Source organism: Herbaspirillum sp. DW155 (assembly GCF_037076565.1).
Classification (GTDB): Bacteria; Pseudomonadota; Gammaproteobacteria; order Burkholderiales; family Burkholderiaceae_D; genus Herbaspirillum.
This window is the reverse complement of record NZ_AP029028.1, coordinates 359,379-384,102: the sequence shown is the minus strand read 5'-3', so window position 1 is coordinate 384,102 and position 24,724 is coordinate 359,379. Positions and strand designations below refer to the sequence as shown.

At 64.2% G+C, this 24,724-nt stretch carries 27 protein-coding genes; 10 read left to right on the top strand and 17 right to left on the bottom strand.

From position 1 onward, the window contains the following. Positions 1 to 71 precede the first annotated feature (71 nt). The 4 genes from AACH55_RS01720 to AACH55_RS01705 all read right to left on the bottom strand — a co-directional run bounded on the left by AACH55_RS01720 (position 72) and on the right by AACH55_RS01705 (position 4,308). Positions 72 to 689: a hypothetical protein gene (locus AACH55_RS01720; protein ID WP_338717682.1), complete on the bottom strand. Its 618-nt coding sequence runs from the start codon at positions 687 to 689 to the stop codon at positions 72 to 74. Positions 690 to 841: 152 nt separating this feature from the next. Then, entirely contained in the window at positions 842 to 2,014 is a 1,173-nt protein-coding gene (locus AACH55_RS01715; RefSeq protein ID WP_338717681.1) for a hypothetical protein, read from the bottom strand. Continuing rightward, on the bottom strand, positions 2,005 to 3,174 hold the full coding sequence (locus AACH55_RS01710; protein WP_338717680.1) for a hypothetical protein: 1,170 nt from the start codon (positions 3,172 to 3,174) through the stop codon (positions 2,005 to 2,007). The genes AACH55_RS01715 and AACH55_RS01710 overlap by 10 nt, the downstream gene beginning before the upstream one ends. 495 nt (positions 3,175 to 3,669) lie before the next feature. Beyond that, on the bottom strand, positions 3,670 to 4,308 hold the full coding sequence (locus tag AACH55_RS01705; protein ID WP_338717679.1) for a hypothetical protein: 639 nt from the start codon (positions 4,306 to 4,308) through the stop codon (positions 3,670 to 3,672). Between the two features lie 23 nt (positions 4,309 to 4,331). Here AACH55_RS01705 and AACH55_RS01700 point away from each other — a divergent pair, with 23 nt between their 5' ends. Further along, complete coding sequence (locus AACH55_RS01700) at positions 4,332 to 4,694, top strand: winged helix-turn-helix domain-containing protein (RefSeq protein ID WP_338717678.1); 363 nt, start codon at positions 4,332 to 4,334, stop codon at positions 4,692 to 4,694. A gap of 53 nt (positions 4,695 to 4,747) precedes the next feature. Here the strand turns inward: AACH55_RS01700 and AACH55_RS01695 are convergent, their stop codons facing one another. The 9 genes from AACH55_RS01695 to AACH55_RS01655 all read right to left on the bottom strand — a co-directional run bounded on the left by AACH55_RS01695 (position 4,748) and on the right by AACH55_RS01655 (position 12,528). Next, positions 4,748 to 5,005, bottom strand: a complete 258-nt coding sequence (locus AACH55_RS01695) for a hypothetical protein (protein ID WP_338717677.1) — start codon at positions 5,003 to 5,005, stop codon at positions 4,748 to 4,750. Between the two features lie 76 nt (positions 5,006 to 5,081). Then, positions 5,082 to 5,345, bottom strand: coding sequence for a translation initiation factor IF-1 (gene infA, locus AACH55_RS01690; protein WP_006713209.1), 264 nt, complete (start codon positions 5,343 to 5,345; stop codon positions 5,082 to 5,084). Positions 5,346 to 5,756: 411 nt separating this feature from the next. Next, positions 5,757 to 6,806 (bottom strand): ABC transporter substrate-binding protein, encoded by a 1,050-nt coding sequence (locus AACH55_RS01685; protein WP_338717676.1) that lies wholly within the window; start codon positions 6,804 to 6,806, stop codon positions 5,757 to 5,759. Further along, positions 6,803 to 7,975: an FAD-binding oxidoreductase gene (locus AACH55_RS01680; RefSeq protein WP_338717675.1), complete on the bottom strand. Its 1,173-nt coding sequence runs from the start codon at positions 7,973 to 7,975 to the stop codon at positions 6,803 to 6,805. The genes AACH55_RS01685 and AACH55_RS01680 overlap by 4 nt, the downstream gene beginning before the upstream one ends. Beyond that, on the bottom strand, positions 7,972 to 9,423 hold the full coding sequence (locus AACH55_RS01675; RefSeq protein WP_338717673.1) for an FAD/NAD(P)-binding oxidoreductase: 1,452 nt from the start codon (positions 9,421 to 9,423) through the stop codon (positions 7,972 to 7,974). Before AACH55_RS01675 ends, AACH55_RS01680 begins: the two co-directional genes overlap by 4 nt. Further along, the gene (locus AACH55_RS01670) at positions 9,420 to 9,719 is read right to left on the bottom strand and encodes a (2Fe-2S)-binding protein (RefSeq protein ID WP_338717672.1); all 300 of its coding nucleotides are present in this window, start codon (positions 9,717 to 9,719) and stop codon (positions 9,420 to 9,422) included. Before AACH55_RS01670 ends, AACH55_RS01675 begins: the two co-directional genes overlap by 4 nt. An 11-nt stretch (positions 9,720 to 9,730) precedes the next feature. Further along, entirely contained in the window at positions 9,731 to 10,525 is a 795-nt protein-coding gene (locus AACH55_RS01665) for an ABC transporter permease (RefSeq protein ID WP_338717671.1), read from the bottom strand. A 3-nt stretch (positions 10,526 to 10,528) separates the two neighbouring features. Further along, a complete protein-coding gene (locus AACH55_RS01660) occupies positions 10,529 to 11,353 on the bottom strand; it encodes an ABC transporter permease (RefSeq protein ID WP_338720137.1) in 825 nt (274 codons plus the stop codon). Positions 11,354 to 11,442: 89 nt separating this feature from the next. Beyond that, positions 11,443 to 12,528 (bottom strand): ABC transporter ATP-binding protein, encoded by a 1,086-nt coding sequence (locus AACH55_RS01655; RefSeq protein WP_338717670.1) that lies wholly within the window; start codon positions 12,526 to 12,528, stop codon positions 11,443 to 11,445. 265 nt (positions 12,529 to 12,793) lie between these two features. Between AACH55_RS01655 and AACH55_RS01650 the strand changes: the two genes are divergently transcribed. The 9 genes from AACH55_RS01650 to yacG all read left to right on the top strand — a co-directional run bounded on the left by AACH55_RS01650 (position 12,794) and on the right by yacG (position 21,342). Then, positions 12,794 to 13,651 (top strand): IclR family transcriptional regulator, encoded by an 858-nt coding sequence (locus tag AACH55_RS01650; protein ID WP_338717668.1) that lies wholly within the window; start codon positions 12,794 to 12,796, stop codon positions 13,649 to 13,651. Beyond that, positions 13,648 to 14,616 (top strand): glyoxylate/hydroxypyruvate reductase A, encoded by a 969-nt coding sequence (locus AACH55_RS01645; protein WP_338717667.1) that lies wholly within the window; start codon positions 13,648 to 13,650, stop codon positions 14,614 to 14,616. Before AACH55_RS01650 ends, AACH55_RS01645 begins: the two co-directional genes overlap by 4 nt. 159 nt (positions 14,617 to 14,775) lie before the next feature. Beyond that, positions 14,776 to 16,068: an HlyC/CorC family transporter gene (locus AACH55_RS01640; protein WP_338717666.1), complete on the top strand. Its 1,293-nt coding sequence runs from the start codon at positions 14,776 to 14,778 to the stop codon at positions 16,066 to 16,068. A gap of 152 nt (positions 16,069 to 16,220) precedes the next feature. Continuing rightward, positions 16,221 to 17,357, top strand: a complete 1,137-nt coding sequence (locus AACH55_RS01635) for an ATPase, T2SS/T4P/T4SS family (RefSeq protein ID WP_338717665.1) — start codon at positions 16,221 to 16,223, stop codon at positions 17,355 to 17,357. Beyond that, positions 17,344 to 18,600, top strand: a complete 1,257-nt coding sequence (locus AACH55_RS01630) for a type II secretion system F family protein (protein WP_338717664.1) — start codon at positions 17,344 to 17,346, stop codon at positions 18,598 to 18,600. The genes AACH55_RS01635 and AACH55_RS01630 overlap by 14 nt, the downstream gene beginning before the upstream one ends. 61 nt (positions 18,601 to 18,661) lie before the next feature. Further along, the gene (locus AACH55_RS01625; protein WP_338720135.1) at positions 18,662 to 19,525 is read left to right on the top strand and encodes an A24 family peptidase; all 864 of its coding nucleotides are present in this window, start codon (positions 18,662 to 18,664) and stop codon (positions 19,523 to 19,525) included. A 3-nt stretch (positions 19,526 to 19,528) separates the two neighbouring features. Continuing rightward, positions 19,529 to 20,149, top strand: a complete 621-nt coding sequence (gene coaE / locus AACH55_RS01620) for a dephospho-CoA kinase (protein WP_338717663.1) — start codon at positions 19,529 to 19,531, stop codon at positions 20,147 to 20,149. A gap of 215 nt (positions 20,150 to 20,364) precedes the next feature. Further along, a complete protein-coding gene (gene zapD, locus AACH55_RS01615) occupies positions 20,365 to 21,120 on the top strand; it encodes a cell division protein ZapD (RefSeq protein ID WP_338717661.1) in 756 nt (251 codons plus the stop codon). A gap of 36 nt (positions 21,121 to 21,156) precedes the next feature. Continuing rightward, the gene (yacG, locus tag AACH55_RS01610; RefSeq protein WP_034336666.1) at positions 21,157 to 21,342 is read left to right on the top strand and encodes a DNA gyrase inhibitor YacG; all 186 of its coding nucleotides are present in this window, start codon (positions 21,157 to 21,159) and stop codon (positions 21,340 to 21,342) included. 42 nt (positions 21,343 to 21,384) lie between these two features. On the opposite strand, the gene AACH55_RS01605 is transcribed toward yacG, so the two are convergent. The 4 genes from AACH55_RS01605 to AACH55_RS01590 are packed head-to-tail and all read right to left on the bottom strand — an operon-like array spanning position 21,385 to position 24,719. Continuing rightward, on the bottom strand, positions 21,385 to 21,810 hold the full coding sequence (locus AACH55_RS01605) for an NUDIX domain-containing protein (RefSeq protein WP_338717658.1): 426 nt from the start codon (positions 21,808 to 21,810) through the stop codon (positions 21,385 to 21,387). Then, positions 21,810 to 22,685, bottom strand: a complete 876-nt coding sequence (locus AACH55_RS01600; protein WP_338717657.1) for an ATP-binding protein — start codon at positions 22,683 to 22,685, stop codon at positions 21,810 to 21,812. Before AACH55_RS01600 ends, AACH55_RS01605 begins: the two co-directional genes overlap by 1 nt. Before the next feature lie 10 nt (positions 22,686 to 22,695). Next, entirely contained in the window at positions 22,696 to 23,931 is a 1,236-nt protein-coding gene (gene argJ, locus AACH55_RS01595) for a bifunctional glutamate N-acetyltransferase/amino-acid acetyltransferase ArgJ (RefSeq protein WP_338717656.1), read from the bottom strand. Between the two features lie 35 nt (positions 23,932 to 23,966). Continuing rightward, positions 23,967 to 24,719 carry an SGNH/GDSL hydrolase family protein gene (locus AACH55_RS01590; protein WP_338717655.1) on the bottom strand — a complete coding sequence of 251 codons (753 nt, stop codon included), beginning with the start codon at positions 24,717 to 24,719 and terminating at the stop codon, positions 23,967 to 23,969. Positions 24,720 to 24,724 lie beyond the last annotated feature (5 nt).

Sequence of the window (24,724 nt, the reverse complement as noted above, 5' to 3'; positions counted from 1 at the left end):
TCAACGCAATAACACCTACTCCAATTCGTCGCTGCATATCAAACTCTCTTGTCGGATGCGATCATCGGGAATCAGAGCACACTGGTCGCGTCAGCCGGCACGGACACGCCATTGCTCTTGGCGAAGTCCACCGCGTTCTTGAGCACGTCGGTCAGCGCGGACACGTTGGAGGGCAGTGTCTTGGCCACATAGGCACCGGCCTGCAGGCCGGGCAGTTGCAGCGGCGATGCGCTGGTGAGGCCATTGGCGAAGCTCTGGGCATCATTGCGCAGGCCAATGTACTTCTTCAGACCGAGCGCCAGGGACAGGAGGCCCTGTGCGAATTTCTTCTTGGATTCGCCATCCTTCAGGGTGGCGCCCTTCTTGAGCGCATCCGAGACCGACTGGGCATTGGCGCTGATGGCCTTGTCCTTGGCTTCGAGTTCGCTGGCCGACAGGGAATCGGAGGTAGCCGAGGCATCAATGGATTGCAGCTTGATGCCCAGCGCATCGCCGATGTGGCTATTGGCCGTCACGACGTCCTGGCCGGCGGCGGCGTAGTTGCGCACCAGCTGGGTCTGCAGGCCGGACAGATCGGCGCCACCGGAGGCGGGCTTGCTGCCGCCCAGCAGATTGCCCAACTGAGCCGAAGCCGTCATGGGGAGGGTCACGGCGAGGGAAATGGCGACCAGGGCGAGGATTTTTTTCATGGTTTTTCTTCCTTGATGAGGTAAGGGATGGATGAACAAACGGGATCGAGAACGAGGGGAAACAAACGGACAGCAGAACGCCATCCGGGCGTGAACGACATCCATGCGTCAAGCCATCAGCGCATGGATGTCATCCCGCCAGACCGGCAAGCTCAGCGCAGACCCATGGTGGTCATGCGGCTGGACAATTCTTGCGCGGCATTGCTGGCAGCGGCCTTGAGGGCATTGCCGCGCGCTTCATCTTCGGTAGGTCCTACTCCGGCGTAAGCGACCGGACCGACTGCCAGGCGAGTGCGAGGAATGGGCTTGGTGACATCCCACACCTTGGCATTGACGGTGACGGCCACGCGCATGAGGCCGGTTTGTGGATCCTTGTCCGGCAAGCCGACATCGAGCGTGCCCAGGGCGATATAGGGAATCTGGTTTTCCTTCATGCCTGCCGCAATGGCGCGCAGTGTCTGCGGTTGCAGGTCATTGCCGGACTTGTAGTCCGCTTCGATGTTGGCGATCTTGAAGACAGCCGACTCCACCATGGCAGCCTCGATCACGTCATAGCCCGCTTCGGAAAACTTGGAGACGAACACCTGGTTCAGGTTGGCACTGGGCAGCACGCGCCAGGTGGTCTCGGTCGCCTTGCGGGTGGTGCTGCCACCGGTTTCGGAGGTCACCGTCGTCTTGACCGACATGTCCACGTTCTGACCTGTTTCGCGGGTGGCCGAGCCACTGGTGCTCACACGCGACTTGCCCACCGACTCACCTTCGCTGGTGGACTCCTTGTAACTATCCTTGCTCACTGCCGAACCTGCTACTTGCGCCGAATTGTCCTGGCGCTTGTAGACGCGGGCGTCATAGGACTTGGCCGATTCGACCTGGCGCGAGACGAAGACGAAGCTCATGGCCGACTTTTCGCCTTGTGCCGCCTTGCCGATAGCCGAGGATGCCTGCACCGCATTGCGCAGGTTGGCCACGTTCAGCGAGACGCGCACCGCGACGGTGTAGCGCAACTCCTTCGGATCATCGGTCTCGGAAAGCACTGTGGTATCGAGGATGTAGCGATCCTGGTTCTCCAGAATCCTGGCGCGGATCGCATCAAAGTTGGCCGACTCCGATTGCCCTGCCTCAGCATAGTAACTTTCGACTGCTTTGAGGGCCGCTTCCTGCCTGGCCTTCTGCTTGATCGGTGCAGGGACTTCCTTGCGGTCGAAGACGCCAAGCGCGTCCTTGTAACTGATCGAATACTGGCCGCGTGCCTGCTGGATCTGGGCGCTGGCCGGCAGCAGCAACATCGCCAGCATCAGCGCAATGAGGGTTCGGATTACTTGCATGACTTCATCAACTCCTTGGTTTGCACAATCTGCTGCTCGATGGCGGGGGCGGCGGCCGCACTCTTGATCCACTTGTCGTCGCCGGTGCCATCGATGACCTGCGCCAGCTTGACGAACATGCCGTTGAGGGCATCATAGAAATGCGAGAAGTCGTCCACGTATTGCTGGCTGGCCGGGATGATGCGGGTCTCGCCATTCTTCAGGGTCGTGTCGAGATAGACCTTGTTGCCCAGGGGCTCCACGATGCGGATCGCACCATAGGCGCCATAGACGTAGGTGGTGGCGCCACCCGCCACTTCGCTGAATTTGATCTTCTTGAAGTTGCTCAGGTCGACGCTGATTTCGTAGTCGGGCCTGGGCAGCTTGAGCTGCCATACGGCCCCATCGGAGACGCGCAAAGACATCACGTTGCCGATCGCATAGCCCTTGGAATACGGCACGATGGGCACGCCTGCACGGGTGGAAATGGCTTCCCCCACCAGGTCGGCAGCCCAGGTCTCGACCGCCCCCGGCTCGGAGCGGAGCGAAGCGGGAATCATCGCCTGCGCCTCGGGACTCACGCGCACATTGACCACCTGCAGGTATCGCGTGACCTGCGCCGGGATCTGCGCCTTGGCCACACTGTTGACGAAGCGTGCCAGGATGCCGGGCTTGTCGCCGGTCCCTTCGTAGACCATCCTGACGCGCGCCATGATTTCATTCTCGCTGGCGGCATGATCCAGGACATCGACATAAGCGAAACTGAGCGGATACGAGCGCACCACGTTCATCGACTTGAAGTCGAAGAACATCACTTGCGCGCGAATGACCACCATCAGCTTGTGCACGTTGCCGAAGGCCTCATCGGAAACGGTCTCATTACCCACGACCAGCGCCACGGCCAATGCCTGATCGCGCCCCTTGAGCTCATCGAGCTGGGTGGTGATGCGCAAGTGCGTCGGTGGATTGGTCTGCAACTGCTGCATCAGGGACTGGTAGACAGTCTTGCCGCCGCTCTGCTGCGCAGCTTCATAGCGGAGTGAATAAGGGAAACGCGCCTTCATGGTGCTCTCGCCGCCAGCATAGGCAAACCCGGCAAAGGCCACGTCCAGTGGCTGTTGCGCTCCCGCGAAGGACGAAATCATGGACACCAGCAGCAAGACCCCAAGTCGCTGCAGCATATATCTGAAGTAAATCACCCACCCCCCAGTGGTTGAAATCGCTCCTCCGAAATCCGGACTGAACGACGTGTTATCGCCAAGGATCCATGAATGGATGGAGGACGGCACTGCGCCACCGGCACGGCTTCATGTACTGCTCATGCCGCACTCCACCCCAAATGGATCGCGGCGTCACCGCACTCCCTGCGGTGGTTGAAGTCCTGCACGGACACATCCCCTGCTGCCCTGCTGCCCCCGACTCTGAAAATTTTTCGGTACATTACCACTGCGCATCATGTTTGCCAACAACATTGCGTAACTTAAACGTAATCGCTAATCAATCATCAGCAAACACCAAGCAAAACAAGAAAACGCAGGAACCTCCTTCCCAGAGGAGGTCTTGAATTTTCCCGCAGCAATATCTTATTTAGATAATACATTTAAATTCTATATCTAAATTAAGGGAATTTGACCGCGATCAACAAAACTTTTCGCACATGCTCGCAAAGCGATGGATCAATAGCCTTTCGGACGGCCGCGCTCAGCCCCCGGGACGCGCCTGAACAAGGCGATCAGCAATCGACAGAAATAGAGGACGATGAGGGTGCCGCTCAGGTCGCCAATGAACATGACGCACCAGCTCTCCGGCGAGGCATGTCCGTCCCGGCTCAGCCAGAACCAGAAGTGGTGCAGGCTGCTGCCGGCAAAGGCATAGAGTACGGCGGCAGTGAGCAGACGCAAGCCGGACAAACCCTTGAGGGAAGTGGCCAGTCCGTATCGGCGCTCCACGAAAAGATAGGAAAGATAGGGAGCCAATGCCGCAATCACCGCGCCGGCGACCGAGCGGATGAGATCGTCGGGAAAGAAATACAGGAAACACGCCAACCAGGATGCGATGAACAAGCCGACCGCGCCGGCTTCGGCAAAGAGCAGCGTGCAAAGCAGCCTGATGCCGGCCGGCAGGTAGATCCAGTTGACTCCGGTAATGAAGGCCAGACCGGGAAAGATGAGCTCATTGGCCAGCAGCGCGGTGAGGAACAGGAATGCCGACAACATTACGCCTAGACCGAAGCTACGAAAGCTTGTGGTATTCATGACCTGAAAGATCACCCCTTGATATGGATGCTGCAGCGGTAGTGGAGCGGTAGAATACACGCTCTATCTGCAGAGGGATCATTATGGGTGCTAACAAGCGAAAACGGCACATGGATATCTACGTGCGTTTTCTCGAACTCATCGAATCGATTCGCGACCTGCCCTCGCTGGAGCCGCTGGAAAAGAAGGTCTTCGACCATATCACCAGGGCACTGCATACCGATGCCAGCTTGTCGGTGACCGATGTGACCGGCGATGCCTCGCTGGGCTCGCCGGTGACCGTTCACCTGCGACTGAAGTCACTGGTGGCAAAAGGATGGATTGCCCTGTCCGAGACCGAAGACGGCAGGCGCAAGCAGATCAACCTGACCGAGGCAGCCCAGCAACATCTGGCCAAGGTATCGCAATGCCTGATCAAGGCGGCTGATAGCGGGCGCAGCCGCTAGGCTGCCCCAGGAAGGATCACGACCGGGGACGGCAGGGCTGGCACAGGCCGGCCTCATGCCAGCCAATCCTCATCCAGCGCCGGATCAAGATTATCGATCACCGCCCTGGCCCAAGCCATCCCGCGCTCGACGGCGAGCACAGCGCTGGCGGAACGGCCCGGCAAATGCCGGCGTGGAAACAGCGGTGGCACCAGCCCGCTGCCGTGGGCAATGTGCACCTCGCTGACCTCCCACAGATCACGCACGCCGCTACAGCGCAGCGAAATGTGAAAGCCCTTGTAGTGCTCCTGATGGATGAACGGAGCTTGCATATTCTTTTTCTTTCGCAAAACCGATCACGGGGGCCAGGTTCTCGCCCTGGACAGACGGGCCGAGGGGCCCGCGATGTCAGCGGCGACGGAAGCCCGGACGGGGACCGCTGGGGCCGCGCTGTTCCAGGTGACGGAAGATGATGCGGCCCTTGTTCAGGTCATAGGGAGACAACTCCAGCGTCACCTTGTCACCCGCCAGGATCTTGATGAAATTTTTCTTCATGCGACCGGCCGTGTAGGCGATCAGCGAATGGCCGTTGTCCAGTGCGACGCGAAAGCGCGAGTCGGGGAGGACTTCGGAAACTTGTCCTTGCATTTCGATCAGTTCTTCTTTTGCCATTTTCTCTTTCTTGTGCGTGAGCGCGCGACCTCGACAGAGGAAGGGCTCGGGGATTTGCAATCTCTGGCTTTGACGACTGGCCACGCCAAGTGGAGGCCGGGAGCGTTAAGGTCGGAGGACGGTCGAACACACTGGCGGCGAAGCCGGCAGCGCAGGTTCTTTACTCGGGGAAGCGGATGAAGATGCGAATCACGCGGATTGCAAGGTGCAGGGTCGACAAGGCGCGTGGGGATCAGGATTTCCGCTCTGTTCTTGAGCGATCGCGTTATTATACGCGCAATATGCACTTTCCGCCAATCCACGGCGGGCGCGGCGGAAATCCGGGACCAAAAAAAACGCCACCTCGAAGGCGGCGCAAAAACTACCAGAGGTCTTGCAAATCAGCTAAATCATTTACGCTTTTCGCCTGGCTCAGCGTTCGATGGTGCGGCTCCAGCGTGTATTCCAGACCGCACGGTTCTTGTTGATCTCATCCCAGTCCACCGCCCGTGCCGCTTTGACGAAGCCATTCATGCGCGCCTGCTCGGCCGCCGCTGCGCCAGTGACCTGGACCTTGGTATTGGTCGGGTTGTAGTTGCCGTTTTCCAGCGCCAGCGCCTGGGCCTGCGGCGAGAGCAGATAGGCCGCCAGCTCCTGCGCCAGTTGCGGTTCGCTGTTGTTGGCGATCACGCACTGCGCCACCATCAGCACGATGGCGCCTTCCTTGGGCTGCACGTATTCCACCGGCACGCCCTTGCTCTTGAGCAGCGTGGAGAGCGTGGGCGTGTAAGGGAACAGCGCGGCCTCGCCGGTCTGCGCCATCTCGGAAATCTTGGCGGAGTTGGAGATGTACTCCAGCACATTGGGGCCGATGGTGGAGGGCCAGGCCTTGAAGGCGGCATCGACATTGCCATCGGTGCCGCCCTTGATCTGGTTGAAAGCGAGGAAGGCGTGCAGGCCGAACGTGGACGAGGGCAGCGACTGGAACACCACGCGCCCCTTGAGCTTGGGATCGGCCAGGTCCAGCCAGGAGGTCGGCGGCGCCCAGCCCTTCTCGGCGTAGACCTTGGTGTTGTAGGCCAGGCCGGTGACGCTGATGGTCACCCCGGTGGCCATGTCATCCTTGATGTGCGCCACCGGCAGCAGGTTGGCGAGGTTGGGATTGGGCTTCTGCTTCTCGCACAGGCCCATGCCGACCGCGCGAACCATGACGCCATCGTCCAGGAACATCAGGTGCATCTGCGGCTTGTCCCTGGCCGCCTGGGCCTTGGCCAGGATGTCGGCCGAGCCGCCCGGCACCACGGCAATCTTGACGTTGTGCTTCTGCTCGAAGGGAGCAAATACCGCCTGCGTAAAAGTCTTCTCCATGCTGCCGCCGTTCATGCCGACATACAGCGTGCGGGTCTGCGCCTGCACCTGCAAGCCGACGGTGGCGGCGGTCAGCAACAGTCCGAGAGCAGCGGTGCGGGAAAGCGACGTCATGAGATCTTCCTTTCAGCGTGAGAGGACAACAGGTCGGGAGCATCGGCGCCTGCCGGGAGGAAGCGGCCAATGGAGAAGGCATCCAGCGCAATCGTGCTGCGCCCGTGCAGCACCAGCTCGGCCAGTGCTTCACCCGCGGCGGGGCCGATCTGGAAGCCGGCACCGCAGAAGCCGAAGCCGTGCAGCAGGCCCAGTTGGGTGGTGCTGGGGCCGATCACCGGATGCTGGTCCGGCAGATAGCCTTCCACGCCGCTCCAGGTGCGGATGATATGCACGTGGCGCAGCGCCGGCAGCAAGGCCGCCGCCTGCGGCAACAGACCCAGGATGGAATCGTGCGAAGCGCGTGCGCGCTGCTCGTCGAGCACGTAGCCGCGTCCGCCGCCCAGCACCACGTTGCCGCGCGCCACCTGGCGGCAATAGATGGAACCGCCCTCCACGCCCAGGCTCCAGGGCAGGAAGTGGGCAATCGGCTCGGTCACCACCATGCTGGGATGGCCGCTGGTCAGGGGCACGGTTTCGCCAAAGGCTTGTGCCACGCGATTGGCCCAGGCGCCGGCGCAATTGATGAGCACTTCCGCGCGCACCTGCAGTGTGTCGTCACCCTGCCGCGCTTCGGCCACGAAGTCGCGGCCATCGTGGCCCACCTGCAGGACTTCGCAGCGTTCGATGAGGGTGGTGCCCGCCGCTGCGGCCGCACGCGCAAAGGCCGGCGAGACCAGGCGCGGATTGGCCTGACCGTCTTCCGGACACAGCGAGCCGCCGACCGCCGCGCCGCCCAGCCAGGGACACTGCTGGCGCAGGCGTTCGCCGCTGATGAGTTCGATGCCCAGACCATAGGGGCGGCTCAGTTCGGCATAGGCGATCAACGACTGCATGTCAGCTTCGCTACGGGCCAGTTTGAAGTGGCCGCTGCGTTCGTATTCACCGGTCGTGCCGATCAGTGACTGCAGATTTCCCCATATCTCATGCGCTCGTTGCGACAACGGCAGCTGTACCTCGGGCCGCCCCTGGCGGCGCACGCCGCCATAGTTGATGCCGCTGGAGCGCGCACCACACAGGTCGCGTTCCAGCACGGTCACGCGACGTCCGGCCTTGGCCAGCACCAGCGCAGCAGACGCACCGACGATGCCGCCGCCGATGATGAGGACTTCGGTGTCAAGGCGCTTCATGAGGCATCCTCCTGCGCATGCAGCGCGATCACGCGCGCCGCGACCGGCTCGGGCGCCGGCACATGCATGCCCAATGGAATCGGCTTGATCGGCGCCTGGCCGCGCAGGCGTCCGACTTCCTGCACCGGCAGGCCGGCGGCATGCGCCAGGATTTCGGCGGCCGCTGCGCCACACATGCGGCCCTGGCAACGACCCATGCCCACGCGCGTGAGCGCCTTGAGCCGGTTCATTTCCGCCGCGCCTTGCTCGCGTACGGCAGCGCGCAATTCACCGGCGCGGATGTTCTCGCAGCGGCAGATCACCAGATCGTCCGATGCGGTCGCCGCCCAACGTTCGGGGAAGGGGAAGGCGCGTTCCAGTCCGAGACGGAAAGCGCCGATGCGTGCCAGCGCGCCTTCGATCTGCGCCACCCGGGCCGCATCGACGGTGATGCCGCGATCCTGCAGCAGCGCCAGCGCGGCGCGTTCACCGGCCAGTTCAGCCGCATCCGCGCCCATGATGCCGGCGCCGTCACCCGCGAGATAGACACCCGGCACGCTGCTGCGGGTACTCCGGTCGCGCACCGGCAGATGTGCCCGCTGCAGGGCATCGAACTGGAAACGGCAGCCCAGCAGATCGGCCAGTTGCGTCTCAGAACGCAGTGCATAACCGAAGCCGACGGCATCGCATTCAATGCGCTGCTCAAGGCCCGGCTTACCACCCGCGCGTGCCAGATTCTCGCGACGCCAGACCAGCGCATGCACACGGGCATCACCTTCCACACGCTGCACCTGGGCGTGGGTATGCACTGGTACGCCGTGCAGCTTGAGCCAGGCGAGATAGTAGATGCCCTTGGCCAGCAAGGCCGGCTGGCCCAGCATGGCCGGCAGCGCGGCGATGCGGTCGGCCAGGCTGCTGCTGTCGAGCACGGCGGCCACATGCGCACCGGACTTGGCATATTGATAGGCCACCAGATAGAGCAGCGGCCCATTGCCGGCCAGCACCACCGAACGGCCGATAGCGCAGCCCTGGAACTTGAGCGCCACCTGCGATCCGCCCAGCGTGTAGACGCCGGGCGTGGTCCAGCCGGGGAAGGGCAACACGCGGTCGGTCGCACCGGTGGCCACGATGATGTCGTCCCAATCCAGCGTGGAGGCCGATTGCGCCATGCCGTCCATCAGGTCGAGCAAACCCGGCTGGGCATTCCAGACCAGGGTGTTGGGCCGGTAATCGATGGCCTCGCGCAGTGCCTGAAAAGCGCCATGCACCGATTGCGCCCGGCCGGCTTCGAAACCGTAAAGTGTCTTGCGGCTGCGCAGGAATCCGCGCGGCGGCTGGCGATAGATCTGACCACCGGCCTGCGCCGCTTCATCGATGACAATCGGATGCAGACCATGCGCCAGCAGCGTCTGGGCCGCGCGCACACCGGCCGGGCCGGCACCGACGATGACGGGAGCGGGACGCGTCATGCGGCCTCCCCTGCACCGCTGCGCAATTGCATGCCGGCGCGGATGAAGGTGGAACAGGCACGCAGGCGCTCGCCGCTGTCGGTGGCGATCCAGCAATCCTGGCAGGCCCCCATCATGCAGAAACCGGCGCGGGGCTGACCGCTGAATTCATTGCGGCGCAGACTGGAAGTATTGGTCAGCACCGCGGTCAGCACCGTATCGCCTTCCAGCGCCGTGGCCGGCTGGCCATCGAGCGTGAAGCTGACCGTGGCGCGCTCGCGTTCGGCCAGCCGCACCAGCTGTGCGTTTGCGGACATCGGGTTCTGGCTCATGAACGCCCCACCAGCACGCGGTCCAGACCATAGACGCGATCCAGGATGATCATCGCCACCGCCGTGATGCCCACCATCAGCGCCGACACCGCGGCCATCATCGGATCGATCGACTCGGTGGCATACATGTACATGCGCACCGGCAGCGTCACCGTCGAGGGCGAGGTCACGAAGATGGACATGGTGACTTCATCGAAGCTGTTGATGAAGGCCAGCAGCCAGCCCCCGGTGATGCCCGGCAGGATCATCGGCAGCGTGATGCGCAGGAACACCGTCGAACGCGCGGCGCCCAGCGACAGCGCGGCCTGCTCGGCACTGCGGTCGAAGCCGACCAGCGCGGCCATGATCAGGCGCATGGTGTAAGGCGTCACCACCAGCGAGTGCGCCAGCACCAGCCAGCCGAAGCTGCCGGTGCCACCCACCACCGAGAACAGTTGCAGCAAGGCCACGCCCAGCACCAGGTGCGGGATGATCAGCGGCGACAGGAACAGGCCCTGCAAGGCAGCGGACCAGCGATGCGGATAACGCACCAGCGCCATGGCCGCCGGAATGGCCAGCGCCGTGGAGATGGTGGCGGCGGCCAGGGCCAGCCAGAGGCTGTTCCAGAAGGACGTCACGAAATCGGGGAATTCAAACACCGCCTTGAACCAGCGCAGCGAGAATTCCGGCCCGTTCATGGTCAGCGTGTTTTCGGGGGTGAAGGCGATCACGCACACCACCAGGATCGGGGCCAGCGTGAAGAGGATCACCAGCGCATTGAAGCACAATGCAATCGGTCCGTTCTTGTTCATGGTTCAGCCCAGCGCTTTCTTGTAGCGGCGTTCGATCATGCGGTTCCAGCCCAGCATGATGACCAGGTTGGCCACCAGCAGCAGCAACGCGATGGCCGCGCCCAGGGGCCAGTTCAGTTCGTGCAGGTATTCGTCATAGATGATGGTGGCCATCATCTTCAGGCGCCGTCCGCCCAAGAGACCCGGAATGGCAAAGGAACTGGCCGACAGGCCGAAGACGATCAGGCTGCCCGAGAGGATGCCGGGCATGATCTGCGGCAGCACGATTCGGCGCAGCACGGTGATGGGCGAGGCACCCAGCGACAGCGCCGCATTGGCTACACCACCATCGAGCTTCTGCAGCGAGGTCCATACCGGGATCACCATGAAGGGCAGCATCACATGCACCAGCGCAATGACGATGGCCGTTTCGGTATAGAGCAGCTTGACCCTGGCAAAGCCCAGCGCCACCAGCGTGCCGTTGATGAGGCCTTCGGGACCGAGCAGCATGCTCCAGCCGAAGGCGCGCACCACCACCGAGATCATCAGCGGGGCCAGCACCACCAGCAGCATGATGGAGCGCCAGGGCTTGCGCATGCGGTTGAGGATATAAGCCTCAGGCGCACCGACGACGATGCAGATCAGCGTGACCAGGCCCGAGATCCACAGCGTGCGCCAGAAGATGCCGTAGTAATACGGATCGGTCAGCACGGCCTGGTAGTGCTCCAGCGTGAAGGTGCCGGCCTTGGGGCCGGTCTCGGCATCATAGGCGTTGAAGGACAGCACGAAGGTCAGCACCAGCGGCACCAACAGCATCACCGTACACAGCAGGATGGCCGGGGCCGACATCAGCCAGGGCAGGCTGCGCTGGCCGGGAGCCTTGCCGCTCTCGACGGCACTCACCACGGGCGGGGCCACGGAAGTCGTGCCGGCCGCGCTCATGCCGCCACCCCTTCATCGCTGCGCGCGGTGGAGACCAGGCGCAGGCTGTAGTCGCTCCATGCCAGGCCGACAGCGGCGCCCTGTTCCAGCGCCTCGACGCCATCGTTGGCCGAGAGGACCGAGAGCGGGCCCAGCGGTGTCTCCACCTCATACATCCATTGGCTGCCGAGGAAGAAGCGGCGCACCACTTCGCCATTGCAGCGGCCCTGACCGGGCGCGGTACAGCGGATTTTTTCCGGACGCAGACCCAGCACTACGCGGCCACCGGTGCGCAGGCCGCTGTCGGCACTTTCCAGCGACAGCATCATATTGCCCACGACGATGTCAGCACGTTCACCTGCGGCGCGGACCACCTGGCCTTCCAGCAGGTTGGCCTTGCCCACGAAGGTGGAGATGAAGCGGTTGGCCGGATGTTCATATACGTTCAGGGGACGGCCGACCTGGGTGATGTGGCCGGCTTCCATCACCACCACGCGGTCGCTGATGGACATGGCTTCGCTCTGGTCGTGCGTGACCATGATGGTGGTGGTGCCGACCTTGCGCTGGATGTCGCGCAGTTCGAATTGCATCTCTTCGCGCAGCTTGGCATCGAGATTGGACAGCGGCTCGTCCAGCAGCAGCACGGGCGGTGCGATCACCAGCGCACGCGCCAGGGCCACGCGCTGGCGCTGGCCGCCGGAGAGTTCACGCGGATATCGCGCGCCATGTTTTTCCAGATGCACCAGGGCCAGCGCCTGCGCCACGCGGTCGCGCTTTTCACTGGCGTTGCACTTGCGCATCTCCAGGCCGAAGGCCACGTTCTGCTCCACCGTCATGTGCGGGAACAGCGCATAGGTCTGGAAGACGATGCCCAGACCGCGCGTGTTGGGCTTGGCATGGGTGATGTCGCGGCCGTCCAGTTCGATGCGGCCGCCGCTGACGGCTTCGAAGCCCGCGATCATCTGCAGGGTAGTGGTCTTGCCGCAGCCCGAGGGACCGAGCAGGGAGATGAACTCACCCTTTTCCACCGTGAGGTTGAATCCTGATACCGCCTGGGTATCGCCATAGAACTTACTGACATTGGTCAGCGTGAGAAATGACATTGCAAGCTCCCTGTCGCAAGGTTCGGGCGCTGCACGGCTGGCGGGCTTGTCGGCCGGCGGGCGCTCCGATGCATACTTTCAAGTACGCCGCCCCATCGTTGAGCGATGTGAGCGGCGCATCTCCTGTTTCGTTATTGATGCAATTTCGGTGCCAATTCTGCTATCGTATTTCGACAGTCGGGAAATTTTTTATATTTATTCCATTCAATGAAATCCATCGGCCAGGCAATCGCTGCCGATTCCACCCAGCAGACAAAGCCCCCTCATGAGCGAGCACAACGACGAGGCCACGGCCGCCAGCGCCCCCGCATCCCTGCCGGTCAACGGCATCCAGCGCACCTTTGCGGTGTTGCGCGCCCTGGCCGATGCACCAGCGCAAGGCATGCGCGTGACGCAAGTGGCCAAGGCCATCGGCCTGACCCAGGGCACCACGCACCGGCTGCTGCAATCGCTGGCCGGTGAAGGCGTGGTGGAACAGGATGAGCGCAGCAAGCTGTATCGCCTGGGCATGGACCTGTTCGCTCTGGCCGCGCGTGCCGGCAACGCGTCGGATGTGCGCAGCCTGTGCCGGCCGGCGCTGCTGCGGCTGTGCGGCAGCCTGGGCGATACGGTCTTCCTGCTGCTGCGCTCGCGCTTCGATGCGGTGTGCGTGGATCGCGTCGATGGTCCCTTCCCGATCCGCGCCTTCACCGGCGACATCGGCGGGCGCGTCGCCTTGGGCGTGGGACAGGGCGCGCTGGCCATCCTCGCCTTCCTGCCGGAAGAAGAACGCGAAGAAGTGATCCGCTACAACGTGCCGCGCCTGCGCGAGTTCGGTGTCTATGACGAGGTATACCTGCGCACCGAAATCGAACGGGTGCGCGAGACCGGCTACGCGGCACGGCAGGCCGGGCTGCTGGATGGGATGGCGGGCCTGGGCGTGCCCCTGTTCGATGCCTCTGGCGGCATCGTCGGCGCCTTGAGCGTGGGCACGCTGACCTCGCGCCTGACCGAGGAGCGCCTGCCGACCGTGGTGCAGATGCTGCAGCGGGAAGCCGCCGCCCTGTCGCGCCGGATCAATCCCTTCGACCCGGCCTTGCGCCGGCCCATGCACCAGGCCAATCCGGTGGAGCCGCATCCATGACCGCTTCCGCTTCTGCCGCCGCACCGGTGCTGCTGGTCAAGTCGGGCGGTGCTGCTGCCCTGCCCGAATGGCGCGCCAGCTTCCATGAGTTCGCGCCCGGGCTGGGGCTGGAAGTGCGCGCCTGGGATGATCCCGAGGTCGATCCCGGGCGCGTGCACTTCGTGCTGGTCTGGCAGCCCGAAGCGGGCCGGCTGGCGCAGTTTCCAAATCTGAAGGCCATCATCAGCGCGGCCGCCGGGGTCGATCACATCCTGGCCGATCCGCACCTGCCGGACCTGCCCATCGTGCGCATGGTCACGCCCGAGACCCAGCAGCGCATGGCTGAATTCACGCTCATGAGCAGCCTGATGCTGTTGAAGGACATGCCGCGCATCATCGCCCAGCAGGCGCGGGCGGAATGGCGCGAATTCTCCACGCCGCGCACCGCGCGCGAAACCCGCGTGGGCGTGCTCGGTCTGGGTGCGCTGGGCTTGTCAACGGCGCGCATGCACGCAGCGATCGGTTTCGAGACGGCCGGCTGGGCGCGCTCGCCGCGCAGCGAAACGGGCCTGGCCTGCTTTGCCGGAACCGATGCGTTGCCTCATTTCCTGGCCCGCACCGATATCCTGATCTGCCTGTTGCCAGAGACCCCCGATACCCGCCACCTCATCGATGCCGATCTGCTGCGCCAGTTGCCACGCGGCGCAGCGCTCATCAACGTCGGACGCGGCAGCCACGTCTGCCTGCCCGACCTGCTGGCCGCGCTCGACAGTGGACACTTGTCCGGTGCCGTGCTGGACGTGTTCGACGAAGAACCCTTGCCCGCCGACGCCGCCGTCTGGCACCATCCGCGCGTGCTGGTCACGCCGCATGCCGCGGCCACGCCCTCACGCCGCGAACGTGCGCGGCAGGCGGCCGTGGCGATTGCGGCCATGCTGGGCGGCCTACCGCCACCGCATTTGTACAATCGTGTACGGGGTTACTGAAGAGCAAGTCAGGTGCCCACGCGGCACCGGCTTGCGGGATACGCCCCCATCGTCTAGACTTTGGCGCTCGCTGGCCGCCCTGCCTTGCTGTCATGACGACAAGCAAACAGGCCCGCCGACTCCCTCCCGTGCGTGAGGGCAACCCACTGACGGCAACGTTTGGATACCGTACCCATATGGGTGCAAGCTCTTGCACTCCTGATCCTGATCCTGCTCTCGGCCTTCTTTTCCATGACCGAGACGGCGCTGATGGCCGCCAACCGCCATCGCCTGCGGCACCTGGCCAAACAGGGCAACCGTGCCGCCGTCACCATCCTGTGGCTGCTGGACCGCACTGAACGGCTGCTCTCGCTGATCCTCATCGCCAATACCGTCATCAATGCGCTGGCCACGGCGCTGGTGACCGCTCTGGCCATCGCCGCCTTCGGCAACCACCAGCGCGTCATCACGGCCGCGACCGCCTTCGTGGCGGCCCTGCTGATCGTCTTTGCCGAGATCGTGCCCAAGGTCATCGGCGCCACCCATCCCGAGCGTATTGCGCTGTTCACCAGCTTCATCCTCAAGCCGCTCATGCGGGTGGCCAAGCCGCTGGTGTGGTTCGTCAACCTGTTCGTCTCGGCCATCCTCAAGGTGTTGCACGTGAAGACCGGGGCGCGTGCAACCGAGCAACGCATTTCCCCCGAAGAGCTGCGTTCCATCGTGCTCGAAGGCGGCAGCTTCATTCCGCAGAAGCACAAGAGCATCCTGCTGAACCTGTTCGATCTGGAAAAGATTTCGGTGGAAGACGTGATGACCCCGCGCCCCCAGGTCGAGGCCCTGAACCTGGCCGCCCCGGTGGACGAGATCCTGCACCAGCTGGCGACCTGCTATCACAACAAGCTGCCGGTATTCGAGGGCGAGATCAACCACATCGTCGGCATCCTGCATGTGCGCAAGACGGTGGCGCTGTTCCGCCACGAAGACGAGATCACCCACGACGACCTGCGCGCGCTGCTCTCGGCGCCCTACTACGTGCCGGTGGAAACCGATGTCTTCACCCAGCTGCAATACTTCCAGGAAAACCATGAACGCCTGGGCATCGTGGTCGATGAATACGGCGAAGTGCAGGGGCTGGTGACGCTGGAAGACATCATCGAAGAGATGATCGGCGAATTCACCACCTCCTCGCCCGGCTCCTCCGGTGAAGGCTTCGGCTGGGACAAGGACGGCAGCTGCCTGCTCGAAGGCAGCACCACGCTACGCGACATCAACAAGCGCCTGGGCCTGAAGCTGCCACTGGATGGCCCCAAGACCATCAACGGCCTGCTGCTGGAAACCCTGCAGGACATTCCCGAAGCCAGCGTGGCCGTCAAGATCGACGGCTGCGTGATCGAGATCGTGCAGGTGCAGAACCAGGCCATCCGCATGGTCAAGCTCATTGCGCTGCCGTCCAAGGTGAACGCGCAGGACTGAAGACGCTCGTGCCGGCCCCGGCAGCGCATCGAACTCCGCCGATTTTGACCCACGCAAACCGCTGGCCCGCTTTTCGGCCAGCTGCAGAGCGTGGGAGACTTGCCCTCCCTGCGCGTTGCCCCATGGCGGCGCCCCTGCGCGAGAGGTCTCCCATGCAAGCTCCCGACACGGCCGTGGCCGACGACGATGTTCCGGTGGTGCGCCTGCTGCACAAGCTGCTGGCCGATGCGGTCGGCATGGGCGCCTCCGACCTGCATTTCGAACCCTTTGAACATCTCTTCCGTGTGCGCCTGCGTGTGGATGGCGTTCTGCACGAGCTGGCGCAGCCGCCGCTGAGCCTGCGCGACAAGCTGGCCACGCGCCTGAAGATCCTGGCGCGGCTGGATATCGCCGAAAAGCGCCTGCCCCAGGACGGCAAGATGCGCCTGGCGCTGGGCGCACGCACGGTGGACTTCCGCGTCTCGACGCTGCCCACGCAGTTCGGCGAAAAGATCGTGCTGCGCATCCTCGATACCACCCAGGCCGCCTTGTCGATTGCCGAGCTGGGTTATGAGCCGGCGCAGCGGGAAGCGCTGCTGCAGGCCATCAGCAAGCCGCACGGCCTGGTGCTGATGACCGGGCCGACCGGCTCGGGCAAGACGGTCTCGCTGTATGCCTGCCTGCAGCGCCTGAACCAGCCGGGCGTAAACATCGCCACCGCCGAGGATCCGGTGGAGATCAATCTGCCCGGCATCAACCAGGTCAGCATCAACGAACGCGCGGGACTGGATTTCGCGCTGGCGCTGCGCGCCTTCCTGCGCCAGGACCCGGACGTGCTGATGGTGGGCGAGATCCGCGACCAGGAAACCGCCGACATCGCCGTCAAGGCCTCGCAGACCGGGCATCTGGTGCTCTCCACCCTGCACACCAACGACGCTCCGGCCACGCTCACGCGGCTGCTCAACATGGGCGTGCCGGCCTACAACATCGCTGCCTCGGTCAGCCTGATCGTGGCCCAGCGGCTGGTGCGCAGGCTGTGCCACTGCCGTCGTCCGGCCGGTGGCACGTCGGCCAGCTTCGTGCCGCATGGCTGCCCGGCCTGCAACCAGACCGGCTTTCGCGGACGCACCGGGATCTACCAGGTCATGCCGGTCAGCGCCGCCATGCAATCGCTCATCCTGGCCCAGGCCGGCACGCTGGAGCTGGGCCGGCAGGCACAGGCTGAAGGCATCATCGACTTGCGTCGTGCGGGACTGCTGAAGGTCTTGCGCGGCGAAACCAGCCTGGGAGAGATCCTTGCCTGCACCTGAGCGCTTGCCTTCCGGCCCCCTCTTCCGCTGGGAGGGGCTGGACCGCCACGGCCGCCCGCAGCGCGGCGTCCTGAACGCTGCCGATGAAGCCCAGGCACGCGCCCGACTGCGCCAGCAGGGCATGCGGGTAGCGCGGCTGCGGCGCGATGACGGCCGGCGCACCGGCGAGATCACGCATGACAGCAGCAGCACGCCGATCATGCGCGGACGCATCACCGCCAAACAGATCGCCCTGTTCACCCGCCAGCTCGCCACCATGCTGCAAGCCGGCCTGCCGCTGCTGCAATCGCTGGACATCGCCATCCGCGGCGCAGCCAGAACCGCGCTGGCCGTGCTGCTGGCCGACGTGCGGCAAGCCGTGGCGCGCGGCGACAGCCTGCATGCGGCACTGGCGCGCCATCCACGGCAGTTCGATGCGCTCTTCTGCAATCTGGTGCGCGCCGCCGAGGAAGCCGGCATGCTCGACAGCATGCTGGAGCGTATCGCCCTCTACCGCGAGAAATCGCTGGCCTTGCGGGGCAAGGTGCGCGCGGCACTGGCCTATCCCTGCGCGGTGGTGCTGGTCGCGGTAGTGGTGACGGTGGTCATCATGCTGTGGGTGGTACCGGCCTTCGAGCAGATGTTCCAGCAGTTCGGTGCCGAGCTGCCCTTGCCGACGCGCATCGTGATGGGTATGGCGCATCTGCTGGGCCGCCATGGTCCGCTGTTGCTGCTGGGCTTGCTGAGCGCAGGCATCATGGCGACGCTGGCGTGGCGGCGTTATCCCGCGCTACGGCTGGCGGCGCAGCGCCTGAGCCTGTCGCTGCCGATCTTCGGCCGGCTGCTGCGGCAGGCGGCGCTGGCGCGCTGGAGCCGTACCTTCGGCACCCTCTTCGGCGCGGGCATCGCCCTGGTGGAGGCGCTGGAAACGGTGGCCGGTGCTGCAGGCAACGTGGTCTATGCCGAAGCCTCGCTGGCCGTACGCGACGCCGTGCGCAATGGCGCCTCGCTGCATGCGGCCATGCAGGCTGCGGGTGTGTTTCCCGATCTGGCGGTACAGATGACGGCCGTGGGCGAAGAGGCCGGCGCCCTCGACGCCATGCTGGCCCGCATCGCCGAGCTCAACGAGCGCGAGGTCGATGAAGCCGTCACCGCCCTCACCAGCCTGATGGAACCCGTTATCATGGCGGTGCTCGGCGTGGTGATAGGCGGCCTGGTGGTGGCCATGTACCTGCCGGTGTTCCGCATGGGTGCGGTGGTGTGAGCCCACAGGCTTGCCTTCCCTGCTGCGCTTGATGACCAACCCCAACCTGAACGACGCGACGATGCCCTTCCTGGATGCCCTGGCCCTCCCCGGCGACCCGGCCCTGGCCGCTGTGGCGGCACTGCTGGGCCTGCTGGTGGGAAGCTTCCTGAACGTGGTGATCCACCGCCTGCCGCTGATGATGCTGCGCGAGACCGCCAACTTCGTTGCCCAGGAACGCGGCGAAGCCTTGCCGCACAGCGCCCGCTACAACCTCTGGCTGCCCGCCTCGGTCTGCCCGCATTGCGCCCGGCCCCTGGCCCTGCGCCACAAGGTGCCGGTGCTGAGCTGGCTGCTGCTGCGCGGACGCTGCGGCTTCTGCCAGGGCAGCATCAGCGCGCGCTATCCGCTGGTGGAACTGCTGACGGCGCTGCTCTTTGCGCTGCTGGGCTGGCGCTTCGGGTTGGGCACACACGCTCTGGCACTGATGACTTGCGCCGCCTTCCTGATCGCGCTGGCCGTCATCGATGCCGAAACCATGCTGCTGCCCGATGACCTCACCCTGCCATTGCTGTGGCTGGGCCTGCTGGTCAATCTCGCGCATGGCGGGGTGCCGCTGCAGGATGCAGTATTGGGCGCGATGGCCGGCTATGGTGCGCTGTGGCTGGTGTTCTGGATCTTCAAGCTGGCCACCGGCAAGGAGGGACTCGGCTATGGCGACTTCAAGCTGATGGCCGCGCTGGGTGCCTGGCTGGGCTGGCAAGCCTTGCCGCTGGTGCTGCTGCTGGCCTCGGCCCTGGGCGCCGTGCTGGGGGCAGCCCTGATGGGCCTGGGGCGCCACCAGCGCGGCCAGGCCATTCCTTTCGGGCCTTGCCTGGCGGCGGCCGGCATGCTGACTTTGCTGATGGGCCATCACTGGCTGACACGGCTTCTTTACGATTTCTGACTCATGACTTCTCTGACTGAACGCTTCACCATCGGCCTGACCGGTGGCATCGGCAGCGGCAAGACCACCGTGGCCAACCTGTTCGGCGAACTGGGCGCCTCGCTGGTCGATACCGACGCCATCGCCCATGCCCTGACCGCACCGGAGGGCCTGGCCATCGCGCCCATCCGCGATCATTTCGGCGATGCCTTCATCGATGCGCGCGGCGCCATGGACCGCACCCACATGCGCCAGCATGTCTTTGGCAATCCTGCTGCACGCCATGCGCTGGAAGCCATCCTGCATCCGCTGATCCGCAGCGAAACCGTGCGTGAAGCCGAGGCTGCCACCGGTCCCTACATCATCTTCGTGGTGCCGCTGCTGGTGGAGTCCGGTACCTGGATCGGACGCGCCAGTCGCATCCTGGTGGTGGACTGTCCGGAAGAGGTGCAGATCGCCCGCGTCATGCAGCGCAACGGCCTGCAGCGCGAGGAAGTGGAAGCGATCATGGCCGCCCAGGCCAGCCGCCAGGCGCGGCTGGCGGTGGCCCAGGACGTCATCGACAACGGCGGCAGCAATGCCGATCTGCCGGCGCAGGTACGCGAGCTGCATGCGCGTTACCTGCAACTGGCGAAGGGGGCATGAGCCTTTGGGGGCCGTCCCTGCCAACGCGGCAGTATGCGCAGGCAGGCGGGCAAATACGATGCGGTACAGCATCTTCATTTGATGCCGGCTGCATTTGTAATTTTCTTCTGCATGGGTCAGAATCACAGACATTGCACATGTTGACGAGGTTATTGCACCCACGCGGCCTGTCAGCGGCCTAACAAGTCCGGTTCAACCAATAAAGGGATCATGCTTTGATCGTCTACGAATACCCTTTCAATGAGCGTATTCGCACGCTGTTGCGACTGGAAGACCTCTACGAGAAGTTTGTCTTCTTCCTGCACCAGGAAAGCCCGCATCAGCATCACATCGCCCTTGCCACCATTTTTGAAATGCTGGAGGTCGCCGGACGCGCCGACCTCAAGTCCGACCTGCTGCAGGAGCTGGAACGGCAGAAACAGATTCTGCTGGCCTACCAGTCCAATCCCAATGTCGAGCCCGAGATGCTCAACGCCATCCTGGCCGAAGTCGACCAGGCCAGCAGCGCCCTCGCGGCCGCCCAGGGCAAGACCGGCCAGAACATCCGCGACAACGAATGGCTCATGAGCATCCGCGGCCGCACCATCATCCCGGGCGGCGCCTGCGAATTTGACCTGCCGGCTTATTACGCCTGGCAACAGCATCCGTTCGAGCGCCGTTTCCAGGATATCTCCAACTGGTTCGCACCCCTGATCCCGCTGTTCGATGCCATCTCCATCGTCATGCGCCTGCTGCGGGAATCCGGACATGCCGTGAAAATCAACGCAGAAGGCGGCAGTTACCAGCAGATGCTGCAAGGCAAGGTCTACCAGATGCTGCGCTTGTCGCTCGACATCGAGCTGGGTGCCATCCCCGAGATTTCGGCCAACAAGTACATGCTGTGGGTGCGTTTCACCCAGCAGGATGGCGACGAGAAGCCGCGCTCCTTCGAAGGCGAAGTGCCCTTCGAACTGGCGCTGTGCGGCTTTTGACCTGTAATCTGAATCGAATGAAGTGAAGTAAAACGTATGGCAACGATCGTAGACTGCCCGACCTGCGGCACCAAGGTGGAATGGAGCGAGAAGAACAAGTACCGCCCCTTCTGTTCCGAACGCTGCAAGCAGATCGACCTGGGTGCCTGGGCGGAAGAAAAGTACACCATCCCCGCAGTGAACCTGCCCCTGGAAGACGAAGGGGACAAGCCCGTGCAGTGATGACGGGCTTTTTCCTTCATATCGCCTCAAACCGGCTTATCTTCAGGCTTTGTCCCCATACCTGAGCTGATCCAGCCACTGGAGCAGCGGGATGGTGGCCGGCAGCAAGGGCTCCACGCCCACGCTGCCCTGCCAGGCGAAGGCCTGGCCTTCCAGGCTCTGCGGCTCGCCGCGCCACTGGCGGCTGATATAGAAATGCAGGCGCACATGGGCATGCGGATAGACGTGCTCGACGCCGCACCAGGGCTCGCCGTCCAGCACCTCGATCCCCAGCTCTTCCTTGAACTCGCGCTGCAAGGCGGCGAAGATGCTTTCGCCCGGCTCGACCTTGCCGCCGGGGAATTCCCAATACCCCGCATAGGGCTTGCCCTCCGGACGCTGGCCCAGCAGCACGTCGCCATTGGGCTGCATCAGGATGCCGACAGCGACATCGACCGGCTTGGCGGCGGACTCAGAAGCAGCGCTCATCAGGCCTGCGCCTTGCCCGCGTAGTCGCGCGCAAACTGCCAGGCCACGCGGCCCGAGCGCGAACTGCGTTGCAGCGCCCAGCGCAGCGCATCGGCACGCGCATCGGCGATTTGCGCCTCATTGCAGCCGAAGTGGCGCAGCCAGTGGGCCACGATGTCCAGGAAATCATCCTGCTTGAAGGGGTAGAAAGTCACCCACAGGCCGAAACGCTCGGAGAGCGAAATCTTTTCTTCCACCGTCTCGCCGGGATGCAGGTCGCCATCCTCGGTGTGGGTGTAGCTGCTGTTGTCGGAGAGACGCTCCGGCATCAGGTGGCGGCGGTTGGAGGTGGCATAGATCAGCACGTTGTCCGACTGCGCGGCGATGCTGCCGTCCAGCGCCACCTTCAGGGCCTTGTAGCCGCCCTCGCCTTCCTCGAAGGACAAGTCATCGCAGAAGACGATGAAGCGCTCCGGACGCGAAGCCACCAGCTCCACGATGTCCTGCAGGTCGTGCAGGTCGTCCTTGTCCACTTCGATGAGGCGCAGGCCCTGGTCGGCATACTGGTTCAGGCAAGCCTTGATGAGCGAAGACTTGCCGGTGCCGCGCGCACCGGTCAGCAGCACGTTGTTGGCCGGACGGCCGGCGACGAACTGGCGGGTGTTCTGGTCGATCTGTTCCTTTTGCGGGCCGATATTGTGCAGGTCGGATAGCGCGATCTGCGAGATATGGCCCACCGCCTGCAGGTAACCGGGACGCTGGGCGGTGGCGCCGCGCCAGCGGAAGGCGACGGCGGCATTCCAGTCCGGTTCACGGGCGGCGGCATTGGGGAGGATGGCTTCGACGCGTGCCAGCAAGGCTTCGGCACGCTGCAGGAATTGGTCTAACTGGGTCATGAGCAGGCGATCAGGAACGGTAGTCGGCGTTGATCGACACGTAATCGTGCGACAGGTCGCAAGTCCAGATGGAAGCCTTGGCCGTGCCGCGCGCCAGCTTCACGCGCACCACGATTTCGGCCTTCTTCATGACGCGCTGGCCGTCTTCTTCGCGGTAATCCGGGTTGCGGCCACCATCCTTGGCGACCCACACATCGTCCAGCCACAGGTTGATCCTGGAGACATCCAGATCATCGATGCCGGCGTAGCCGATGGCGGCCAGGATGCGGCCCAGGTTCGGATCGGAAGCGAAGAAGGCGGTCTTGACCAGCGGCGAGTGGCCGATGGAATAGGCGATCTGGCGGCACTCTTCGACGCTCTTGCCGTCTTCCACGGCCACTTCGATGAACTTGGTGGCGCCTTCGCCATCGCGCACGATCTGGTGCGCCAGGTTCTGCGACAGGTCGGTGACGGCAGCGGCCAGTTGCTTGTACTCGTCGCTGTCGGCGCTGGTGATTTCCAGTTCGCCGGCACCGGTGGCCATCAGGATGAAGGAATCGTTGGTCGAGGTATCGCCATCAATGGTGATGCAGTTGAAGGAGTGGTCAGCGGCATCCTTGACCAGCTGGTTCAGCAATGCCTGCGGCAGCCTGGCGTCGAAGGCCAGGAAACCCAGCATGGTGGCCATGTTGGGCTTGATCATGCCGGCGCCCTTGCTGATGCCGGTCATCACCACTTGCTTGCCGCCGATGGTGAGGGTGCGCGAAGCAGCCTTGGGCTGGGTGTCGGTGGTCATGATGGACTCGGCCGCGTTGAACCAGTTGTCGGCCTTGAGGTTGCCGATGGCTTGCGGCAGGCCCGCGATGATGCGGTCGGCCGGCAGCGGCTCCAGAATCACGCCGGTGGAGAACGGCAGGATCTGCTGCGGCTCCACGCCCATCTGCTGGGCCAGCGCGGCGCAGACCGACCGGGCGCGCTGCAGGCCTTCTTCACCGGTGCCGGCGTTGGCGTTGCCGGTGTTGATCACCAGGGCGCGGATGGGCTTGCCGGCGCTCAGCTGGGCCAGGTTGGCCTGGCAGATCTGCACCGGGGCGGCACAGAAACGGTTCTTGGTGAAGACGCCCGCCACCGTGGCGGTCTCGGCCAGCTTCATGACCAGCACGTCCTTGCGATTGGCCTTGCGCACGCCCGCTTCGGCATGGCCGAGTTCGATGCCGGCGACGGCTTTGAGGTCGGAAGGAACGGGAATCGGGGAATTGACGGCCATGGCGAGCTTTCAGCGTAAAAATCGGAACGCGTATTTTAAACACTTTCCGTCACCGGCTGATGACGCAGGAACTCGCTTTCGATGATCTCGGCGCTCATCCTGGCCCATTCGGCATACTGCCCGTGACCGGGATGGAAGCGGTCGATGGCCATCTCATGCGGCAGCGCCCATTGCAGCGAGCAGTAGCGCAGCGCGGCGTCGCCGCCGATCCAGTCACGCAAGGCGCGGTCCAGCTTGCGCGCGTACCGTCCCAGGTACCAGCGCAGCGGCTGCGGCGCCACCGGCAACAGATGCATGGGCGGCAAACCCGAAAAGACGATGTGCTCCACCCCCGCCTGCGCCATCAGGCGTTCGCACAGCAGGCGCAGATTGGCCACGTAGCGTTTGGGAGGCATCTGCGAGGTCACGTCGTTCACCCCCAGCGCCACCACCAGCACGGCGGCCGGGCCGATCTCACTGCGTGCCAGCAGGTCCAGTGCTTCCAGCGAATTGACGCCGCTTTTTGCCACCAGCTGCCAGGCCACCGGACGGTCGGCACGCAGCGCCAGATGGCGCGCCAGCGGCTGGGCCAGGGCTTGCTCCTGATGCTCTACGCCCACACCGGCGGCCGAGGAATCGCCCACCACCAGCAGGCGCAGCGGTTCGGCCACCAGCTCGGGACGCAGCGCAGGAAACTCCACACCGCTGCGCGGCCCGGCCGCCTCCGGCAGGCGCAGCGCGGTCTTGCGCAGGCGCCTGGCCTGCGCCAGCAACAGCGGCGCCAGCAGCAGCTTGCCCAGGATCAGCATGGCGC

Bases quoted from the DNA above. Each gene is read 5' to 3' on its own strand.
- AACH55_RS01660 (WP_338720137.1), bottom strand. From the start codon at position 11,353: ATGTCGGCCCCGGCCATCCTGCTGTGTACGGTGATGCTGTTGGTGCCG.
- yacG (WP_034336666.1), top strand. From the start codon at position 21,157: ATGGCAACGATCGTAGACTGCCCGACCTGCGGCACCAAGGTGGAATGG.
- AACH55_RS01590 (WP_338717655.1), bottom strand. From the start codon at position 24,719: ATGCTGATCCTGGGCAAGCTGCTGCTGGCGCCGCTGTTGCTGGCGCAG.
- AACH55_RS01680 (WP_338717675.1), bottom strand. From the start codon at position 7,975: ATGAAGCGCCTTGACACCGAAGTCCTCATCATCGGCGGCGGCATCGTC.
- AACH55_RS01670 (WP_338717672.1), bottom strand. From the start codon at position 9,719: ATGTCCGCAAACGCACAGCTGGTGCGGCTGGCCGAACGCGAGCGCGCC.
- AACH55_RS01650 (WP_338717668.1), top strand. From the start codon at position 12,794: ATGAGCGAGCACAACGACGAGGCCACGGCCGCCAGCGCCCCCGCATCC.
- AACH55_RS01720 (WP_338717682.1), bottom strand. From the start codon at position 689: ATGAAAAAAATCCTCGCCCTGGTCGCCATTTCCCTCGCCGTGACCCTC.
- AACH55_RS01665 (WP_338717671.1), bottom strand. From the start codon at position 10,525: ATGAACAAGAACGGACCGATTGCATTGTGCTTCAATGCGCTGGTGATC.
- infA (WP_006713209.1), bottom strand. From the start codon at position 5,345: ATGGCAAAAGAAGAACTGATCGAAATGCAAGGACAAGTTTCCGAAGTC.
- AACH55_RS01675 (WP_338717673.1), bottom strand. From the start codon at position 9,423: ATGACGCGTCCCGCTCCCGTCATCGTCGGTGCCGGCCCGGCCGGTGTG.
- AACH55_RS01695 (WP_338717677.1), bottom strand. From the start codon at position 5,005: ATGCAAGCTCCGTTCATCCATCAGGAGCACTACAAGGGCTTTCACATT.
- AACH55_RS01600 (WP_338717657.1), bottom strand. From the start codon at position 22,685: ATGACCCAGTTAGACCAATTCCTGCAGCGTGCCGAAGCCTTGCTGGCA.
- AACH55_RS01645 (WP_338717667.1), top strand. From the start codon at position 13,648: ATGACCGCTTCCGCTTCTGCCGCCGCACCGGTGCTGCTGGTCAAGTCG.
- AACH55_RS01635 (WP_338717665.1), top strand. From the start codon at position 16,221: ATGCAAGCTCCCGACACGGCCGTGGCCGACGACGATGTTCCGGTGGTG.
- AACH55_RS01605 (WP_338717658.1), bottom strand. From the start codon at position 21,810: ATGAGCGCTGCTTCTGAGTCCGCCGCCAAGCCGGTCGATGTCGCTGTC.
- coaE (WP_338717663.1), top strand. From the start codon at position 19,529: ATGACTTCTCTGACTGAACGCTTCACCATCGGCCTGACCGGTGGCATC.
- AACH55_RS01685 (WP_338717676.1), bottom strand. From the start codon at position 6,806: ATGACGTCGCTTTCCCGCACCGCTGCTCTCGGACTGTTGCTGACCGCC.
- AACH55_RS01715 (WP_338717681.1), bottom strand. From the start codon at position 2,014: ATGCAAGTAATCCGAACCCTCATTGCGCTGATGCTGGCGATGTTGCTG.
- AACH55_RS01625 (WP_338720135.1), top strand. From the start codon at position 18,662: ATGCCCTTCCTGGATGCCCTGGCCCTCCCCGGCGACCCGGCCCTGGCC.
- AACH55_RS01700 (WP_338717678.1), top strand. From the start codon at position 4,332: ATGGGTGCTAACAAGCGAAAACGGCACATGGATATCTACGTGCGTTTT.
- AACH55_RS01710 (WP_338717680.1), bottom strand. From the start codon at position 3,174: ATGCTGCAGCGACTTGGGGTCTTGCTGCTGGTGTCCATGATTTCGTCC.
- argJ (WP_338717656.1), bottom strand. From the start codon at position 23,931: ATGGCCGTCAATTCCCCGATTCCCGTTCCTTCCGACCTCAAAGCCGTC.
- AACH55_RS01655 (WP_338717670.1), bottom strand. From the start codon at position 12,528: ATGTCATTTCTCACGCTGACCAATGTCAGTAAGTTCTATGGCGATACC.